20 protein-coding genes are annotated in these 16942 nt (G+C 59.9%); 11 read left to right on the top strand and 9 right to left on the bottom strand.

The window, feature by feature from the left end; all coding sequences use genetic code 11:
• The first annotated feature begins 313 nt into the window (after positions 1-313).
• Genes I9184_RS13670 through I9184_RS13640 form a run of 7 tightly spaced genes read left to right on the top strand, consistent with a single transcriptional unit; the run spans position 314 to position 6807 of the window.
• Positions 314-1528, top strand: a complete 1215-nt coding sequence (locus I9184_RS13670; RefSeq protein WP_171636690.1) for a glycosyltransferase — start codon at positions 314-316, stop codon at positions 1526-1528.
• On the top strand, positions 1525-2772 hold the full coding sequence (locus tag I9184_RS13665; protein ID WP_209834850.1) for a glycosyltransferase family 4 protein: 1248 nt from the start codon (positions 1525-1527) through the stop codon (positions 2770-2772). Before I9184_RS13670 ends, I9184_RS13665 begins: the two co-directional genes overlap by 4 nt.
• A complete protein-coding gene (locus tag I9184_RS13660; protein ID WP_209834848.1) occupies positions 2772-3848 on the top strand; it encodes a glycosyltransferase family 4 protein in 1077 nt (358 codons plus the stop codon). The genes I9184_RS13665 and I9184_RS13660 overlap by 1 nt, the downstream gene beginning before the upstream one ends.
• Positions 3845-4429 carry a histidine phosphatase family protein gene (locus I9184_RS13655; protein ID WP_209834846.1) on the top strand — a complete coding sequence of 195 codons (585 nt, stop codon included), beginning with the start codon at positions 3845-3847 and terminating at the stop codon, positions 4427-4429. Before I9184_RS13660 ends, I9184_RS13655 begins: the two co-directional genes overlap by 4 nt.
• On the top strand, positions 4426-5568 hold the full coding sequence (locus I9184_RS13650) for a glycosyltransferase (protein WP_209834844.1): 1143 nt from the start codon (positions 4426-4428) through the stop codon (positions 5566-5568). The genes I9184_RS13655 and I9184_RS13650 overlap by 4 nt, the downstream gene beginning before the upstream one ends.
• Positions 5565-6320: a polysaccharide deacetylase family protein gene (locus I9184_RS13645; RefSeq protein WP_209834842.1), complete on the top strand. Its 756-nt coding sequence runs from the start codon at positions 5565-5567 to the stop codon at positions 6318-6320. Before I9184_RS13650 ends, I9184_RS13645 begins: the two co-directional genes overlap by 4 nt.
• 10 nt (positions 6321-6330) lie before the next feature.
• Positions 6331-6807, top strand: a complete 477-nt coding sequence (locus I9184_RS13640; protein WP_171229514.1) for a class I SAM-dependent methyltransferase — start codon at positions 6331-6333, stop codon at positions 6805-6807.
• On the opposite strand, the gene I9184_RS13635 is transcribed toward I9184_RS13640, so the two are convergent.
• Positions 6808-7950, bottom strand: a complete 1143-nt coding sequence (locus I9184_RS13635; protein WP_171636945.1) for an alpha-D-ribose 1-methylphosphonate 5-triphosphate diphosphatase — start codon at positions 7948-7950, stop codon at positions 6808-6810. It abuts the gene before it with no gap.
• A gap of 52 nt (positions 7951-8002) precedes the next feature.
• On the opposite strand from I9184_RS13635, the gene I9184_RS13630 reads away from it, so the two are divergent.
• A complete protein-coding gene (locus tag I9184_RS13630) occupies positions 8003-8686 on the top strand; it encodes a DUF1045 domain-containing protein (protein WP_171636678.1) in 684 nt (227 codons plus the stop codon).
• Here the strand turns inward: I9184_RS13630 and I9184_RS13625 are convergent.
• Genes I9184_RS13625 through phnG form a run of 8 tightly spaced genes read right to left on the bottom strand, consistent with a single transcriptional unit; the run spans position 8668 to position 14261 of the window.
• Complete coding sequence (locus I9184_RS13625) at positions 8668-9216, bottom strand: AAA family ATPase (RefSeq protein ID WP_209834840.1); 549 nt, start codon at positions 9214-9216, stop codon at positions 8668-8670. The genes I9184_RS13630 and I9184_RS13625 overlap by 19 nt on opposite strands.
• A complete protein-coding gene (phnL, locus tag I9184_RS13620) occupies positions 9213-9896 on the bottom strand; it encodes a phosphonate C-P lyase system protein PhnL (RefSeq protein WP_209834838.1) in 684 nt (227 codons plus the stop codon). The genes I9184_RS13625 and phnL overlap by 4 nt, the downstream gene beginning before the upstream one ends.
• A gap of 22 nt (positions 9897-9918) precedes the next feature.
• Positions 9919-10689 carry a phosphonate C-P lyase system protein PhnK gene (phnK, locus tag I9184_RS13615; RefSeq protein WP_171636672.1) on the bottom strand — a complete coding sequence of 257 codons (771 nt, stop codon included), beginning with the start codon at positions 10687-10689 and terminating at the stop codon, positions 9919-9921.
• Positions 10686-11546 (bottom strand): alpha-D-ribose 1-methylphosphonate 5-phosphate C-P-lyase PhnJ, encoded by an 861-nt coding sequence (locus I9184_RS13610; RefSeq protein WP_171636670.1) that lies wholly within the window; start codon positions 11544-11546, stop codon positions 10686-10688. The genes phnK and I9184_RS13610 overlap by 4 nt, the downstream gene beginning before the upstream one ends.
• The gene (locus tag I9184_RS13605; protein WP_209834836.1) at positions 11543-12139 is read right to left on the bottom strand and encodes an HAD family phosphatase; all 597 of its coding nucleotides are present in this window, start codon (positions 12137-12139) and stop codon (positions 11543-11545) included. Before I9184_RS13605 ends, I9184_RS13610 begins: the two co-directional genes overlap by 4 nt.
• The gene (locus tag I9184_RS13600; protein ID WP_209834834.1) at positions 12136-13224 is read right to left on the bottom strand and encodes a carbon-phosphorus lyase complex subunit PhnI; all 1089 of its coding nucleotides are present in this window, start codon (positions 13222-13224) and stop codon (positions 12136-12138) included. The genes I9184_RS13605 and I9184_RS13600 overlap by 4 nt, the downstream gene beginning before the upstream one ends.
• 3 nt (positions 13225-13227) lie before the next feature.
• A complete protein-coding gene (phnH, locus tag I9184_RS13595) occupies positions 13228-13803 on the bottom strand; it encodes a phosphonate C-P lyase system protein PhnH (RefSeq protein ID WP_209834833.1) in 576 nt (191 codons plus the stop codon).
• On the bottom strand, positions 13803-14261 hold the full coding sequence (phnG, locus tag I9184_RS13590; protein WP_209834831.1) for a phosphonate C-P lyase system protein PhnG: 459 nt from the start codon (positions 14259-14261) through the stop codon (positions 13803-13805). Before phnG ends, phnH begins: the two co-directional genes overlap by 1 nt.
• Before the next feature lie 103 nt (positions 14262-14364).
• Between phnG and phnF the strand changes: the two genes are divergently transcribed.
• From phnF to I9184_RS13575, 3 genes are all read left to right on the top strand, one after another.
• Positions 14365-15084: a phosphonate metabolism transcriptional regulator PhnF gene (phnF, locus tag I9184_RS13585; RefSeq protein WP_209834829.1), complete on the top strand. Its 720-nt coding sequence runs from the start codon at positions 14365-14367 to the stop codon at positions 15082-15084.
• 160 nt (positions 15085-15244) lie between these two features.
• Complete coding sequence (rpe, locus tag I9184_RS13580; protein ID WP_171636657.1) at positions 15245-15934, top strand: ribulose-phosphate 3-epimerase; 690 nt, start codon at positions 15245-15247, stop codon at positions 15932-15934.
• A 364-nt stretch (positions 15935-16298) separates the two neighbouring features.
• Positions 16299-16823, top strand: a complete 525-nt coding sequence (locus I9184_RS13575; RefSeq protein WP_209834827.1) for a hypothetical protein — start codon at positions 16299-16301, stop codon at positions 16821-16823.
• Positions 16824-16942 lie beyond the last annotated feature (119 nt).

Genomic DNA, 16942 nt, shown 5'->3' with positions numbered 1-16942 from the left:
CACCCTGCTCAATATCGTGTTCGGGCGTGTTCTTGGCGCACTGCGTAATTCCGGATGTTTTCAATCTGGCGAAAATTGAATATGAACGGCAGTTGAAGGCCCTGCCCCTTTGCCAGTTCATCGGTTCTTTTGCGATCCCTCTCAAGCTTTGGTGCGACATGACGCGAAACCGTCAATATGCTGTTGCCAAATCGCAATGCTTGGAACATTTGCTGAAGAGCAATTCCTCCTTTGGCAAGCGCGACGGGGATATATACAGTAACGCTTGCAAACGCGCGGATTTCGAACCGGGATCAAGAAGACAGGCAACACTATGAGCCTAGGCAAAACCAATTCCAAACCGGGCCGCGCACCGCGTATCCTGTTTTACAGTCACGATACGTTCGGGCTGGGCCATCTTCGCCGGTCTCGGGCTTTGGCGGCCGCGATCACGCAGGCGGACCAAAGCGCATCCGCGCTGATCCTGACGGGATCACCCGTGGCCGGACGGTTTACCTTTCCCCGTCGCGTTGACCACGTGCGCCTGCCCGGTGTCACCAAACGCGCAGACGGGTCTTATGCTGCACGCACGATCGGGATGGGCATCGAAGAAGTGACCGAGTTGCGGTCAGGTCTTATTCAAACCGCCGTTCAGCAGTTCGACCCTGACGTGTTGATCGTAGACAAGGAACCGACGGGGTTTCGGGGTGAGCTGCTACCGACACTGAACCATCTGCAAAAGAACTGCGGAACCAAAATGGTGCTTGGGTTGCGCGATGTTCTGGATGAACCCGAAGTCCTGGCCGCCGAGTGGGCGCGCAAGGAGGCCGTTGAAGCCACCGAACGGTTTTATCACGAAATCTGGGTTTACGGCTTGCAGTCGATTTATGACCCGACGCAGGGGTTGCCGCTGAGCGCTTCGGCGCAGTCCCGCATCCACTGGACGGGATATCTGCGCCGCGATCTTGGTCCGGTCGGCGAGCCTCCGCAACAACCCTACATCCTGATCACGCCCGGCGGTGGCGGCGACGGCAAGGCGATGGTCAACCTCGTCCTGTCCGCATATGAAAAAGACCCGGATCTGTCGCCGCGCGCGGTTTTGGTCTATGGCCCCTTCCTGTCCGGTGAGTTGCGCGAAGATTTCGAAACCCGCGTTGCCGCGTTGAACGGCCGCGTCACTGCCGTTGGGTTCGAATCCCAGATCGAAACGCTGTTTGCAGGGGCCGAAGGCGTCGTCTGCATGGGCGGCTACAACACGTTCTGCGAGGTTCTTTCCTTTGACAAACGCGCTGTCATCGTTCCGCGCACCACGCCCCGTCTGGAACAGTGGATACGGGCCTCGCGCGCAGAAGGGCTGGGCCTTGTCCGAATGCTGGATGAAAACCGGGATGGCCTGACGCCGGACGCGATGATCCGCGCCATTCGGGAATTACCGCACCAGTCCCTACCGTCGCAGGCGATACAAAGCGGATTGCTGGACGGGCTGGATTATGTCACCGACCGCATCGAGAGCCTGCTGACCTGGGAACAGGAACGAGCCACCGGATGACCTCAGATTCTCCTCGATTGGCGGTTGTGGTCAAAGGTTGGCCACGACTGTCCGAAACGTTCATTGCGCAGGAACTTGTCGCCTTGCAGGAGGCCGGGCATCGCTTTGACATCTGGTCTTTGCGGCACCCGACCGATACGAAACGCCATCCCTTGCATGACCGGTTCACAGGACAGGTCCGATACCTGCCCGAGTATCTTCATGATGAACCCAAACGGGTCTGGGCGGCACGGGCCCTTGCCCAAACGCTTCCCGGTTACGACAGGGCCTATCGGACCTGGCGTCAGGACTTGAAGCGCGACCCGACGCCCAATCGCATCCGACGGTTTGGGCAAGCCTGCGTTCTGGCCGCAGAATTGCCTGCCCGGACGCAAGGGTTGTACGCTCATTTCATGCACACGCCGTCATCCGTTGCCCGTTACGCCGCCATCATGCGCGCATTGCCGTGGAGTTTTTCGGCTCATGCCAAGGATATCTGGACGTCGCCGGATTGGGAAAAACGTGAAAAGCTGCAAGCCGCCTCCTACGGGGCCACGTTTGGCGCCACCTGCACAGCCATCGGAGCGGAACATCTGCGCAGCCTGGCCGATGACCCCAAGCGCGTGGACCTGATCTATCACGGTTTGGACCTGTCTCGCTTTCCCAAGCCCCCAACGCGACAGCTGCGTGCTGTGAATGATCCTTTTCACATGATTTCTGTCGGGCGGCTGGTCGAGAAAAAAGGCTTCGATCGTCTGATCGCGGCTTTCGCATTGCTGCCCGAAGACCTGAACTGGCACTGGACCCATATCGGCGGCGGCGCATTGGATGACGTTTTGAGGGCACAGGCGAACGCAGCCGGTATTGCGAACCGGATCACCTGGAAAGGGGCTTGCGACCAGCCCGAGGTCATCGCAGCAATGCGTGATGCCGACCTGTTCGTTCTGCCCAGCCGTATCGCGAAGGACGGAGACCGCGACGGGTTGCCGAATGTGCTGATGGAGGCCGCGTCTCAGTTGTTGCCAATCCTGTCGACACCGGTCTCGGCGATCCCCGAGTTTATCGAAACCGGAACACATGGGGTTTTGTCCGATGACGCCCCATCTGCACTTGCGGAAGCCGTCGAACGTTTGTCAGCCAATCCGCAGCAAGCGTCACAGATGGCGCATGCGGCCTATGACCGCCTGATCGCTGAGTTCCGGATGGCTCCCGGCATCGCACGGCTGTCGGAACGACTCAACTCCATGTGCATGGAAAACGCCTAATGGCGCGGGTCGCGTTTTATGCCCCGATGAAATCTCCTGACAGCCCGAAACCTTCGGGCGACCGTGAAATGGCCCGGAACCTGATGCAGGCGCTGACCGCCGAGGGTGATACGGTCGATCTGGCGACCGACTTGCGCATTTATGACAAAAGCGGCGACGAAGACCTGCAACAAGCCCTGAGGCGCGCGGCAGAAGATGAAGCGAAGCGACTTGTCTCTGACATGCCTTCAGATACCGATTTGTGGGTGACCTACCACAACTATTACAAGGCACCTGACCTGCTGGGCCCTCGGGTTTGCAAGGCGCGCGGCATTCCCTATGTGCAACTGGAAAGCACCCGCGCATCCAGTCGGTTAAACGGACCGTGGGCTGAGTTCGCCAAGGCGGCGCATCAGGCCTGCGATGCAGCGGATGTGATCTTTTATCATACGGCCAACGACCTGATCACTTTGCAGCGGGATCGCTTTGGCGATCAGGCTTTGGTCGAATTGCCTCCGTTCCTTCCCATCTCGGAACTGCCTCCGGCCGCCAAAGGTGGCGTACCCATGCTGACCGTCGGCATGATGCGGCATGGGGACAAGCTGGCGTCCTATCAGATATTGTCCGAGGCCCTGGCGCATTTGACCGGGGACTGGCACCTGAACATCGCAGGAGACGGACCGGCGCGCAGGCAGGTTGAGGCGCTGATGGCGCCGTTCGGACAGCGGGTGCGTTTTTTGGGTCAGCTTGACCGGGAAGAACTGCAACGCGTCTATCAACAATCATCTCTGCTCGCATGGCCCGGAGTGAATGAGGCTTACGGCATGATTTACCTCGAGGCGCAGGTTGCGGGATTGCCTGTGGTCGCTCAGGATCGGCCCGGTGTACGCGATGTTCTATCCCCGGCGGCCTATCCATCCGTCGAAAGCGGCGCCAGGGGATTTGCGGATGGCATGCAGGCCCTTTTGTCGGATTCCACGCTGCGCCACACTCTGGGCGCTGCGGCACGCAACTACGTGGCAGAGCGCCACCTGATGCCACAGGCGACCGAGCGCTTGTGGGCAACCCTCCGACCCCTGCTGAAGGACGTATCATGACCCGGCTTGCACTGCTCCGCCACGGGCACACCCATTGGAACCGCGCGGGACGAATCCAGGGGCGCAGCGACATACCGCTGGACGATGACGCCCGAGCCGAATTGGCGGGCTATGGATTGCCGCAGGACTGGGCCAAGGCTGACATCTGGTCCAGCCCCCTGCACCGCGCCAGTGAGACGGCGCAAATCGTGACCGGTCGCGACCCGAACACCTCGGACGCGTTGACCGAGATGAACTGGGGCGATTGGGAAGGTCAGCGCGGGGTCGACCTGATCGCGGACGCATCCAGCGGATATCGTCATATCGAGCATTGGGGCTGGGATTTCCGCCCACCAAACGGAGAAAGCCCGGCCGAGGTTCGGGACAGGCTTCGCCCCTGGCTGTCCGCGCTGCGGCAGGATACGGTCGCAGTCTGTCATATCGGTATCATGCGGGTCATTCTGGCTTGGGCATGGGGTTGGAATTTCGAAGGACCTGCCCCCTTTAAGATCAAACGCAATCGGCTGTATATCGTCGACATCAAGACCATGACCGCCGACGCCGACCCCGTTCGCCTGATCAAATACGAGGCCCCGCAATGAAGGTGATGATCATCGTCACGCACCTGTTGGGCACCGGGCATCTCAGCCGGGCGCTGACATTGGGGCGGGCCTTTCGGGATGATGGCCACGACGTCATGGTCGTGACGGGTGGCATGCCCGCGCCGCAATTGGACAGCACGGGCATGACCCTGTTCGGCTTGCCGCCGCTCAGGTCAGACGGAACCAACTTCACCCGTTTGCTGACCGAAAGCGGCGACGAGGCTGACGCGGCCTATCACGCCACGCGCGAGGCCGCCCTGGTGCAGGCGGTGAACAGCTTCCAGCCGCAGATCCTGATCACCGAGCTTTACCCCTTTGGTCGCCGATCACTGTCGGCCGAGTTCGATGCGGCCTTGAATGCGGCAAGCGCGTTGCCTAAGCGTCCCGTCATTCTCGGATCCATCCGCGACATTCTGGCTCCGCCCTCCAAACGCGCCAAGGCCGAGCGCGCGGATGAAATCGTGTCTCGGCATTATGACGGCATTCTGGTGCATTCCACCGAAAGCGTTACACCCCTGTCGGTCAGCTGGCCGGTGTCGGACCGATTGGCCAAGCGACTTCACTACACCGGCTTTGTGGCGCCTGCATTGCCCCAACCTCACCCCGACGCAGCGGGCCAGGATGAAATCCTGGTCAGCGCTGGCGGCGGATCCGTCGGGCAACCGATCTTTCGCGCGGCCATCGAGGCCGCCCGAAAGATGCCCAACAGGCGCTGGCGCCTGCTGGTCGGTGGAACGGATGCAAAGGCACGGATCGCGGAATTGTCCCGGATGGTCGAAGGTGCTTCGGTTGTTCTGGAACCTGTGCGGCCGGATTTCCGCCAGATGCTGCCCCTGGCAGCGGCATCGGTAAGCATGTGCGGCTACAACACTGCCATGGATATCCTTCAAAGTGGCACCCCCGCCGTGTTTGTACCTTTCGACGACGGCAAAGAGGTGGAACAAGGGCTGCGCGGGCAGAGCCTGTCCGATCTGCCCGCAATCGAAGTTCTGGAAAGCCGAGCGTTGAGCGGGGCGACATTGGCTCGGGCGGTGGAGCGTGTCGTGGCCGACGGCCCCCGTGTACAACAGGATTTCGGTTTTGACGGGGCCATCCAATCCGTCCACATCGCCAAGCGCCTGCTGGAGCAACGCACATGAACCCCGACTGGCGCCCACTTGACGTCGAGTTGAATCATTGGCGCGCCGAAAGCTTGCCCTTGCCTGTGTGGTGGCGCGATGATGATGCCATTGCGCCAACACCGCAATTGGACCGCCTTTCCGAGCTGGCCGACAAACTGGGCCTGCCCGTGCATCTGGCCGTCATTCCACGCGACGCGACGCCCGCGCTGGCGGAATACGTCGCCGCGCGCGCGTCTCTTGTTCCGGTCGTACACGGGTGGGCGCATACAAACCATGCGCCCCGCGGCGAGAAGAAGGCCGAGTTTCGGCTCGACCGTCCGCTGGACATGATGGTGACGGATGCGGAGGCCGGGATGGTGCGTCTTCGGTCCCTGTTTGGTGACAATATGCGACAAATGTTCGTGCCCCCCTGGAATCGCATTGCACCCGAAATGGCCAAACAGTTGCCAAAGCTGGGATACCGCATCCTGTCCACCGCAACGCCCCGCAAATCATGCCTGGCCGCACCGGGTCTTGAGCAGATCAATACCCACCTTGATCCGATCGACTGGCGCGGGTCGCGTGGCTTGATCTCAGCCGACGCCCTGGTCGCGCAGACTGCTGGTCTTCTGCGAGACCGACGCGAAGGCCGTTCAGACAACACCGAGCCCTTTGGCATATTGACCCATCATCTGGTCCATGATCAGGACATCTGGACCTTTACCGAGGCCCTTCTGAGCAAACTGCTGAGCGGGCCCGCCACAGCCTGGGTCGCGCCAGAGAACGAATGAGGACATCACCATGAGCCGATTGGATTCCATGCTGCGCCGACTGACGGCCCAACGCGACGGATTGAACTGGGCGGCCGAGCGGATCAGCGGCCAGCCGGGGGATGTGCTGGATATGGGCCTGGGCAATGGCCGCACCTATGACCACCTGCGTGAAATCCTGCCAGAGCGCCGGATCTGGGTGATGGACCGGATCCTGCAATGCCATCCGGACAGCACCCCCCCGGCCGAGGATTTCCTGCAAGGTGAGGCCGAACCGATGCTGCTCAGACTGGCGGCCGACGGGCATAGAATCGCGCTGGCGCATTACGATTTCGGACGCGGCATCAAGCACGAGGACGTCGCCGAAGCAGAGCGTCTCAGCCCGCTGATCGCAAAAGTCATGCAGCCCGGCGGGTTGTTGATTTCAGGTCAGCCCCTGGTCGGCTTTGCCCAGATCCAGGGGCCCAAGACAATCGCCCCGGACCGTTACCTGTTCTACACGGCCTGATCACGCCACGCGTCGACCGCGCGCCCAAACCGAACTCGGGACGGGTACACCCGCGCGCATCCGGAAGCGGATGACATCGGCGCGGGCGTCGACGCGCAACTCGCCCCGCTCCTCCAACCCTGCGGCCCGAGCCGGTGCCAGCGTAACCGTCTTCATCCCCCGCGCCAGGTCGCCCCAAATCTCGCCCAGCCTAACCGCCGACAGCAACAAGGCCGACGGCACATAATCCGAAGACAGGATGTCCAGATACCCAAGCTGAGCCAGCTCGTAGGCAGCAACATTGCCTGAATGCGACCCCCCGCGGATTATGTTCGGCGCGCCCATCATGACCCGAATGTCGTTCTTGTGGCAGGCGCGTGCCGCTTCGACGGTTGTGGGGAACTCGGCCAGACGGATGCCGTGACCTACGGACACTTTCACCTGATCTTCAGTCGTGTCGTCATGGCTGGCCAATACTGCTCCGAAACGGCGGGCAGCTTTGACAGCTTCGACCTCGTGCAGTACGCCATTGCGATCTCGAAGCCCTTTCAATTGCGCCACGTGCTGAAAGAACGTGTCATCATCCATGGCATATTTGCCCTTCAGAAAGGTCTCCAGCTTGCCCATATCGCGAAACTGACGCTGACCGGGTGTGTGATCCATTATGGACACAATGCCAACCCTGTCTTCCGGTCCAAATTCGCTCAGCTCTTCAACCAGAGTTTCCGAACACACCTCGGCCCGCAAGTGCAGAAAGTGGCTGATCTTGAGCGCATCCTGTTCGTGCAGATCCCACAACTCCTGCGACAGGCCGCGGGCGTATTTCCCATACCGCCGGGCGCCCGACGGGATCGATCCAACCCGCATGGCATCGAACACTGTCGTGATCCCGGCGCCGGCCAATTCCGCATCATGCGCAAGAATTGCGGCGGCATGGGGCCAGTTCACCTGTGGGCGCGGTTGTATGTGACGTTCAAGGTTGTCCGTGTGCAACTCGACAAGGCCGGGGCTGACATAGTCGCCTTCGCAATCTATCGCGCCCGCGGGGACCCCGTTTCCGGTGTCGATTTCAGCGATGGCCTCACCCACAATCCGGACACTGCCGGTTACGGTTTCATTCGGCAAAACAAGCGTGGCATTGGCAAGGATCAACTCTTCTGTCATCTGAACTTCACGCATGTTGAGACCGAGGAAGGCCACGCAAGAGGAGGCCGACATGACATTCACGCGATACGCGATCTATTTTGCGCCGCCTGCGGGAAAGGAATGGGCGAAATTTGCAACCAGTTGGCTGGGTTGGGACATGGAGGCGGGAAAGCCTGTTGCCCATCCGATTGTCGAAGGCATCGACGTTGCCGCTGTCACGGAAGTACCGCGCAAGTACGGGCTGCACGCGACGCTGAAGCCACCGTTCAGACTGCGCGACAGCAAAACACTCGAAGCCCTGCAAGAGGCGTGCAGCTCGCTCGCCTCCCGCCAACCACCTGTGTCGCTGGATGGCCTCGAGATCGCCCGGTTTGGGCGCTTTCTGGCCCTGCGTCCGTTGGGTGAGACGCGGGCACTGAATGCGCTTGCCGCGGCCTGTGTTCGGGAACTGGACAGCTTTCGTGCGCCTACCTCCAAGGCCGAACTGGCCCGCCGTCGCGCCGCCGGGTTGACCCCAGAGCAAGACGCCAACCTGGTTCAGTGGGGCTATCCTTACGTACTGGACGCGTTCCGCTTTCACATCACGCTGAGCGGCAAGCTGGACAAACCAACCCTGAAAGCAACTCGGAACGCGCTGCAAACCGATCTGGTCCCACTGCTGCCGCAGCCCTTCCAGATCACGGATCTGGCCCTTACGGGCGAGGCTGAGGACGGGCGCTTCTACCTTATCCATCGCTACGGGCTTTCCGGTTGAAGGTGCGACAGGATTTCGGCAACCGTATCTTCCATCGCACCGGAGTTGTCGAATTCCAGGACCTGATTCAAACCGTTGGGCAAAGACGTTTGGGCCCGGTCCAGACGCCGCGTCTGTTCCGCCTTGCTTTCCCGCCCTCTTAAGGACAAGCGTTCGGACAGAACCTCGGGCTTGGCCGTCAGGGAAATCACGATCAGATCACCAAACACCTCCTGCGCCTCAATCAACACCGTTCGTGACAGGTTGACCAGAACGGCCACGGCCACCTGCCGCTGCCGCGTGATCGTCTTCGGCACGCCGTAACACAGCCCATGCGCATGCCAACTCAGCGCAAACGCACCATCCCGTTCCATTCGCTGAAATGTATCGACCGAGACCCGGTCGAAATCTTCGCCGTCTTCGCCTTCGGGACGGGTAATCACCCGCCGCTGCCGCTGAACACCCGGCGCCCGGGCCACCAACGCGTTCATTACGCTGTCCTTTCCGACCCCCGAAGGACCCACGACCGCTATGACCGGAGCAAGCGTCATGCAGCCATCCCCGGCGTGAAGTCGGAAACATCGACCTCGCGGTCACAGACCCGTTCGCGTGCGTCGAGATCGTGAAAAATCCCGACAATCGTCACGCCCTTGTTCTTGGCCTCTTCGATCAGGGACAAAACCGTTTCCCGGTTCTGCGCATCCAGGCTTGCGGTCGGTTCATCCAACAGCATTGCCGGATATTCATGCGCAAAGCCCCGCGCAATGTTCACTCTCTGCTTTTCGCCGCCCGAGAAAGTCGTCGGGCTGAGGGTCCACAGACGTTCGGGAATATTCAGCCGTTTCAGCAATCCGGCTGCCCTGTCCATTGCCACTTGCCTGTCACAGCCCGCTGCCAGCAGCGGCTCTGCCACAACGTCCAGCGTCGGCACCCGAGGCACGACCCGCAGGAACTGGCTGACATAGCCCAACGTGTCACGACGCAGCAACAGGATCTGCCGCGGTTCAGCCCGGGCCACGTCCAACCCTGCGACCAGCACCTGACCAGTGGCCGCCAGATAGTTGCCGTAGATCACCCGCATCAGCGTGGATTTGCCTGCACCCGACGGCCCGGTCAGGGCGACGCACTCACCCGGTTCCACTTTCAGAGACGCGCCTTTCACCACCGGGATCGCGGCGCCGCCCTGATTGTGCAGGGTGAAGCTTTTGCTGACATCGACAAGTTCAATCATCGCTTTATCTTTCCCCAAAGCCTCAAACCTGCAAAACGCTGGACACCAGCAACTGCGTATAGGCATGTTGCGGGTCGTCCAGTACCTGATCCGTCAGCCCGGCCTCGACCACGCGACCGCTTTTCATCACCATCAACCGATCCGCCAGCAGACGCACCACGGCAAGATCATGGGTGACGATGATCGCACTCAACCTCATCTCACGCACAAGTCCGCGCAACAAATCCAGTAAACGCGCCTGTACCGACACATCCAGACCACCGGTCGGTTCGTCCATGAACACCAGCCGAGGACCTGTCACCAGATTGCGCGCGATCTGCAAACGCTGCTGCATCCCGCCCGAAAACGCGCTTGGGCGGTCATCGACGCGGCTCTCGTCAATCTCGACCCGGCCCAACCAGTCAATGGCCTTGCCCCGAATGCTGCCATAGTGGCGTCCGCCGACGGCCATCAGCCGCTCGCCAATGTTGCCTCCGGCGCTGACAGACATCCGCAACCCGTCGCGCGCATGTTGATGGACAAAGGCCCAATCGGTGCGGCTCAGCATCCGGCGCTCTGGCTCGGACATTGTGACCGTATCGACCGGGCCGTCTGCACGGGTATCAAAGATCACCTGCCCGGCATCCGGCTTCAGAAGGCCGGCCATACAGTTGAGCAAGGTCGACTTGCCCGACCCACTTTCACCAACGATTCCCATTACTTCTCCGGGGAAGAGATCAAAATTCACATCCGCGCATCCGATCCGGCGGCCATAGCTTTTTTCAATGCCTTTGACTTGCAACAGAGGGGTCATTGCGCGTTCTTTCCGGCCAATTGGCCTGCATGCCCCGCCTCACGCCGTGACCGGCAGTAATCCGTGTCAGAACAGACAAACATCCGGTTGCCCGCGTCATCCATGATAACCTCGTCCAGATAGCTGTCTTCGGCCCCGCACAGATCGCAGGGATGATCGGCCTTGGTGGCCTCGAACGGATAATCCTCGAAATCGAGGCTCACGACTTTGGTATGCGGAGGCACCGCATAAATACGCTGCTCGCGCCCGGCTCCAAACAGCTGGATCGCGTCCATCTCAAGCTTTGGATTGTCGAATTTCGGAATCGGGGACGGGTCCATGACATAGCGTCCAGCCACGTTCACCGGATAGGCATAAGCGGTCGAAATCGCCCCGTGCTGGCTGATATCCTCGTACAGTTTCACATGCATCAGCCCGTATTCCTCAAGACTGTGCATCTTGCGCGTCTCAGTCTCGCGCGGTTCCAAAAAGCGCAGAGGTTCGGGAATCGGCACCTGATAAACGATGATCTGGTCTTCGCGCAGTTTTGCTTCGGGGATGCGGTGGCGGGTCTGAATGATTGTGGCCTGTTCCGTCTTTTCCGTGGTGGCGACGCCTGCGGTGTTTTCAAAGAACTTGCGGATGGATACGGCGTTGGTCGTGTCGTCTGCGCCCTGATCGATCACCTTGAACGTATCCTCGGGCGTCAACGTCGCGGCTGAAACCTGTACGCCCCCGGTACCCCAGCCATAGGGCATCGGCATCTCGCGGCTGGCGAACGGCACCTGATACCCCGGTATGGCCAGACCTTTGAGGATCGCCCGCCGGATCATCCGCTTGGTTTGTTCGTCCAGATAGGCGAAGTTGTACGCGCTCATAAGCAGCCTCTTTCTGCAAGAGCGCGTTCAAGCGCGTGCGGCGCGGTGAAGTGGATCCCATCCATGCCCACCGCACGCGCGCCTTCGACATTGTGCAGCCCGTCATCGATGAAAATGCAGTTCTCGGGTGAAAGCCCGGCCCGCTTGCACAACAGATGGAAAATCTCTGGCTGAGGCTTCAAAAGCTTCTCCTGCCCCGACACGACGGTGACACCAAACACTTCGCCCAATTCGGGATGTGCCCCCACGCCGACAGGCCAGGTTTCCGCTGACCAATTGGTGATCGCGTGAACCGGAGTGCCTTTCTCTTTCAGGCGGTAAAGCAGGCGCCAGCTTCCCTCGATCTTTTGCGGAACGGTTCTGGCATAACGTTCAACGTAAACACTGAGGCGCTGCCGATCTTCCGCATTTTCCAGTTCAGCGGCCAGATCGGCGAACATCTCTCCTCCATCGGCCCGCAGGTTGCGTTCGGGGAAATTGATGCGCGTCAGGAACTCTGCCACCACCTCACGGCTACCCATCTCCTCCAGCCATGCCAGATGCGGATCCCACTTGACCAGAACGTTTCCGATATCAAAAACGACGGCTTTCATTCCATGGCCTCCTCTGACATGCGCTCTTGGGCCTTTCGGCGCAGTTTGCGGACCAGTTCCAGCTCGGACTGGAAATCGACATAATGCGGCAGCTTGATATGTTCGAGAAAGCCGGTAGCCTGAATGTTGTCCGCATGGCTCAGAACAAATTCTTCATCCTGCGCGGGCGCGCCCACGTTGTCTTCACCCAACTCTTCCCACCGCAAGGCCCGATCGACCAGCGCCATCGCGATGGACTTTCGTTCAGACTGGCCAAAGACCAGCCCATAGCCCCGCGTGAACTGTGGCGGTTCCGTTTTCGAACCGGTGAACTGGTTCACCGTCTCACATTCGGTCAGCTCGACCTCGCCGATATCGATGGCAAAGCCCAGCTCGGGGATGTCCAGCTCAACCACGACCTTGCCGATACGCAATTCTCCGACAAAGGCGTGGTTGCGGGCGTAACCGCGCTGGGTCGAATAAGCCATGCCCAGCACAAATCCCTCGTCCGCACGGGTCAGCGACTGAAGGCGCACCGGGCGGGTGGACGGGAACTCCATCGGTTCACGGGTCAGATCGCCCGGAACGTCATCGCGGGCCGGTTCATCCTGAATGATACCCTCATCCTTCAGGAATGCGGTAACATGTGGCGTTGATTCCAGCCGCACAGGGCCTTCAGGCGCCTTTGGAACTTCGCTCTCGGCCGCCAGCTTGAAGTCCAGCAATCGGTGGGTGTAGTCGAAGGATGGCCCCAGAACCTGACCACCGGGGGCATCTTTGAACGTGGCCGAGATCCGGCGATCACAGGCCATGTCGCCGGTTTTGACGGGGTTGGAATAGCCGAAACGAGGCAGGGTCGTGCGGTAAGCGCGGACGAGGAAAATCGCCTCGATCAGATCGCCGCGCGCCTGTTTGATTGCCAGCGCAGCAAGGTCGGGATCGTATAACGACCCCTCAGCCATGACCCGGTTCATCGCAAGGCCCAACTGTTCACGGATCTGCGCGAAGCTCAGTTCCGCGACATCTGTCGCACCGCGGCGTTCTTCGGCAAGCCACGCATGGGCGTTTTCGATAGCTTTTTCGCCCCCTTTGACAGCGACATACATGGCTTACCCCCTGGACCTGATTTGCGTGCTACGCGGCAGGGCCGCGACCGCCTCACCGCAGGTGAAGAAAAAATCACACCCCAAAGGGTAAAGCAGCGCATTGTTCTGAAGAGCCGGAATATCCGGCAGAGAAAGCCGCGCCGTGTGCCGGATGCCGGGGCCGCTCAGAACTGCTCCGTTCTGCTCCAGCCGCTTGCATTCCACAACAAGTGTCGCGGACCGGTCCGGGTATTCCGGCGTCCCGATACAATAGGTGTTGAGCGGCGCCAGTGCATCCCACGTACCAAGGGCGAAATCAGCCTCTTCCGCCGCCACTATCGGTGCACCCGTGTGAAAGGTCAGCCATTCGCGCACCACATCGGTGTCGGCTTCACCCGCCAGATGAACGTTTGTCTCGGCGTCGCAAAGCGTCAGGAGCAGCGTGCCAGCCGCGACGGACAAGGGCGCAGGTGGTGCGCAGCCAGTCAGGGTGCGGAGTTCACCCGGGCGTGCCATGGCGGTCATGGCCGCGCGGAATGCATGTGCCGCGTCGACAGGTGCGTCTTGAAAGCCCCCCGAGTACCGCATTTGAACAGGCATCAGTCTTCCCCCCGAGCCAGCGTGAAAAACTCGACCTTGGTGGCCGCTGCCTTTGCGGCGCGCGCTGTCTTGATGGACTGCATTTGCAGCCTCAGCGGATCAAGCAGCCGTTCCTGCAAATCACCAGCAGCGGCCGTCTGCATCATCGCATCAATCAATGCCGCCGCTTCTGCCTTGGATTTCGACCTGCCCTGAACATATCCGTGACCGACCGTACCATCCTGCAACACGACCGAGCAGCGCGTAACGGTCATTTCACCCAGGTTGAACAAAGCGCCGGTTCCTCCGATGCGGCCACGCACCATGACACCACCCACTTCGGGCCTGCGCAGCCATTCGAAACTCGGGCAGTCCTGAATGCCGTCCCACAGCGCCACTAGGGCAGTGTCCGGCGCGCGCGCCAGCAGACCCATCCATTCCTTCCGTGCCTTGATCCCGATTTTCGTCTGGTTTGCCATCAAAGCCTCTTGGATAGGTTGTCTACATGAACTATACAACTAGACAAATGTTAACCGACAGGTTGTCAAAACGCAATCTGCGACCGTTTGAAGGTTTGGTGGAATGAGCAAAACGCCGATCTGGAAAAGTATTGCCCTGCGCCTGACCTCGGACATCGCCGAGGGGCGCTATCAAACCGGAGATCGCCTGCCGACCGAAACCCAGCTGGCCGCCGCCCATGGCGTCAACCGCCACACGGTACGGCGCGCTTTGGCTGACATGTCTGATCAGGGGCTGGTGCACGCTCGGCGCGGTGCGGGCGTTTTTGTTGCGGCACGGCCAACGGATTATCCGATCGGCAAAAGGGTGCGCTATCACAAGAACATCTCGGCCAGCGGCAAGATACCGGGTAAGAAAATCCTAGCTTTGACCACGCGCGTCGCCGATGAAGCCGAAGCCGAAGCTCTGGGCCTTAACAAGGGTGATCCAGTGCACGTCTATGACGGATTATCCCTGGCGGACGGGCAGCCCATAGCCCTGTTTCAAAGCGTTTTCCCCGCGGAACGATTTCCGGATATCTTGCAGACATTGACCGAAACCCAATCCGTCACCAAAGCGCTGCAAGCCTGCGGCATCAGGGATTACGTCCGCGTCTCGACTCGCCTGACCGCGCGCGGGGCGACCGCAACGCAGGCGCTGCAACTTCAATTGTCAGAAGGTGCTCCTGTTCTCTTTTCGGTCGGCGTCAATGCCGACCCGGATGGACGGCCAGTCGAGTACGGCCGCACGGTTTTCGCGGGTGAGCGTGTAACGCTGACCCTGAACGAGGCATCAGCGAACTAGGATTCTCAGCCGCATCCGACCTCCGGGCCGAGGCCTCAACCCATTGCGTCAGATGCTACGCGGTAAGAGTTTTGTGGCGGCACAGCGTTTGCGGGGGCTATCCATCCCACCGGCTCAGGGGTATACGCATCCGCGACTCTTCAGCTGATACGAGGCCACCATGAGCTTTGACCGCACCATCAAGATCGCGCCGTCTATCCTGTCCGCCGATTTCGCCAATTTTGGGCAGGAAATTCAGGCCATCGAAGCGCAGGGCGCCGACTGGGTTCATGTTGACGTGATGGATGGCCATTTCGTTCCAAACCTGACCTTTGGCCCTCCGGCCGTGAAAGCCTTTCGCCCGCATGTGAAAACGGTGATGGACGTTCACCTGATGATCACGCCGGTCGATCCCTACATCCAGGCCTATGCCGATGCCGGAGCGGACATTCTGACCGCACATATCGAGGCTGGCCCACATACCCATCGCACCTTGCAGGCCATTCGCGGCGCCGGAATGAAAGCCGGCGTTGCCCTGAACCCCGGCACCCCTGCCGAAGCGGTCGAGCATCTGCTGGACCTCACGGATCTGGTTTGCGTGATGACCGTGAACCCCGGCTTTGGGGGCCAGAAATTCATCGACATGACTGGCAAGGTCAAAAAACTGCGTCAGATGATCGGTGATCGTCCGGTGCATATTGAGATTGACGGTGGCGTCGACCCGAATACCGCCCCGCTGGTGGCAGCGGCGGGTGCGGATGTGCTGGTGGCCGGTTCGGCTGTATTCAAAGGCGGTTCGGTTTCAACCCCACAGGTCTACGGAAACAACATCCGCGCTGTCCGGGCGGCGGCTGAATCAGCACTGTCCTGATTTGCAATCACCAGCGGCTGACGGCAAGACCGTCAGCCGCCGGTATGGATCACAGCCCTTGTCAAGTAAGGGCTTCAGTCCGTGCGGACCGCGCCCACATGAGACGCTCTGCCCGTTTCCTTGACGTCGCAGTAGGGAGGAGGACAGACGCGCATCGCCAATCCACGTCACGCCTCAAAAGCTGGGATCACCCCGCCGTGACGTTCTTGTTGAGAACGCGCGTAAAGTGGGGTTGGCGGGGTTTGGCAAGGGGGAATCCATGCTCTGCAAACGGAATCATCGCGCGTTAAAGTTGCTTTCGGTATTGGGATTTCTCCATATGGATTATACCAACCGTCGACTAGCGTCATTCGAAGGAAACAACATGAAACACCTATTAGGTGCCTCCATTCTAATCATCGTAGCTTGTCGCGCGGTTTTAGCTGGCGAAGCCGACTATGAGAGCCTGACTCACAAAATCGCCAAGATGTCTTTGACATCACAGCCGCAGGCAGCCGGACGAAAGAAAACCCAGCAGATCTCCTTTCCACAGAAATGTATATTTTTGATCGGCACGGAAGCTTCAGATCAAAACGGTATCTTGCATCAGGGAACCTATTTGAAAACTCCGATTGTAGACCTCCGCATCCTGAGAGCGGATGACCATTACGTTGTATTTAGTGGTGGGGGTGACAATGCAGAAAACTACTCGATTGCGTTCATGGAAACCTACAACAACGATGAAGCTCTTCAGCCTGCTGGCCAGCTCATTCGGGAGACAGCCATCGAATGCAATGAAACGCATTGCACGAGTGATTTGGGTAACTCACACGCCGAACACTACAATTCAACAGATAACAATTCACCTCTGTTAGAAGCGCTGGAAGAATTGGTTAATATTTGTAAATAGCCAAGGTCTTCACACAAAACAAAAAAAGGCCGCCCCGGTGTGGAGCGGCCTTCTTTGGTTCGACGGTGTGGGCTCTCATTGCTCTTTCAGAGCAACTGCCGCCCACCAGTCGGCAAAGC

The sequence above is a fragment of the Ruegeria sp. HKCCE3926 genome (assembly GCF_017872515.1).
Taxonomy (GTDB): Bacteria; Pseudomonadota; Alphaproteobacteria; order Rhodobacterales; family Rhodobacteraceae; genus Ruegeria.
The sequence above is the reverse complement of the archived record's forward strand: the minus strand, read 5'-3'. Positions and strand labels throughout refer to the sequence as shown.

What these genes read in the sequence shown, in the direction of transcription:
- I9184_RS13670 (WP_171636690.1), top strand. Translation starts at nt 314, where the DNA reads ATGAGCCTAGGCAAAACCAATTCCAAACCGGGCCGCGCACCGCGTATC.
- I9184_RS13665 (WP_209834850.1), top strand. Translation starts at nt 1,525, where the DNA reads ATGACCTCAGATTCTCCTCGATTGGCGGTTGTGGTCAAAGGTTGGCCA.
- I9184_RS13660 (WP_209834848.1), top strand. Translation starts at nt 2,772, where the DNA reads ATGGCGCGGGTCGCGTTTTATGCCCCGATGAAATCTCCTGACAGCCCG.
- I9184_RS13655 (WP_209834846.1), top strand. Translation starts at nt 3,845, where the DNA reads ATGACCCGGCTTGCACTGCTCCGCCACGGGCACACCCATTGGAACCGC.
- I9184_RS13650 (WP_209834844.1), top strand. Translation starts at nt 4,426, where the DNA reads ATGAAGGTGATGATCATCGTCACGCACCTGTTGGGCACCGGGCATCTC.
- I9184_RS13645 (WP_209834842.1), top strand. Translation starts at nt 5,565, where the DNA reads ATGAACCCCGACTGGCGCCCACTTGACGTCGAGTTGAATCATTGGCGC.
- I9184_RS13640 (WP_171229514.1), top strand. Translation starts at nt 6,331, where the DNA reads ATGAGCCGATTGGATTCCATGCTGCGCCGACTGACGGCCCAACGCGAC.
- I9184_RS13635 (WP_171636945.1), bottom strand. Translation starts at nt 7,950, where the DNA reads ATGACAGAAGAGTTGATCCTTGCCAATGCCACGCTTGTTTTGCCGAAT.
- I9184_RS13630 (WP_171636678.1), top strand. Translation starts at nt 8,003, where the DNA reads ATGACATTCACGCGATACGCGATCTATTTTGCGCCGCCTGCGGGAAAG.
- I9184_RS13625 (WP_209834840.1), bottom strand. Translation starts at nt 9,216, where the DNA reads ATGACGCTTGCTCCGGTCATAGCGGTCGTGGGTCCTTCGGGGGTCGGA.
- phnL (WP_209834838.1), bottom strand. Translation starts at nt 9,896, where the DNA reads ATGATTGAACTTGTCGATGTCAGCAAAAGCTTCACCCTGCACAATCAG.
- phnK (WP_171636672.1), bottom strand. Translation starts at nt 10,689, where the DNA reads ATGACCCCTCTGTTGCAAGTCAAAGGCATTGAAAAAAGCTATGGCCGC.
- I9184_RS13610 (WP_171636670.1), bottom strand. Translation starts at nt 11,546, where the DNA reads ATGAGCGCGTACAACTTCGCCTATCTGGACGAACAAACCAAGCGGATG.
- I9184_RS13605 (WP_209834836.1), bottom strand. Translation starts at nt 12,139, where the DNA reads ATGAAAGCCGTCGTTTTTGATATCGGAAACGTTCTGGTCAAGTGGGAT.
- I9184_RS13600 (WP_209834834.1), bottom strand. Translation starts at nt 13,224, where the DNA reads ATGTATGTCGCTGTCAAAGGGGGCGAAAAAGCTATCGAAAACGCCCAT.
- phnH (WP_209834833.1), bottom strand. Translation starts at nt 13,803, where the DNA reads ATGCCTGTTCAAATGCGGTACTCGGGGGGCTTTCAAGACGCACCTGTC.
- phnG (WP_209834831.1), bottom strand. Translation starts at nt 14,261, where the DNA reads ATGGCAAACCAGACGAAAATCGGGATCAAGGCACGGAAGGAATGGATG.
- phnF (WP_209834829.1), top strand. Translation starts at nt 14,365, where the DNA reads ATGAGCAAAACGCCGATCTGGAAAAGTATTGCCCTGCGCCTGACCTCG.
- rpe (WP_171636657.1), top strand. Translation starts at nt 15,245, where the DNA reads ATGAGCTTTGACCGCACCATCAAGATCGCGCCGTCTATCCTGTCCGCC.
- I9184_RS13575 (WP_209834827.1), top strand. Translation starts at nt 16,299, where the DNA reads ATGAAACACCTATTAGGTGCCTCCATTCTAATCATCGTAGCTTGTCGC.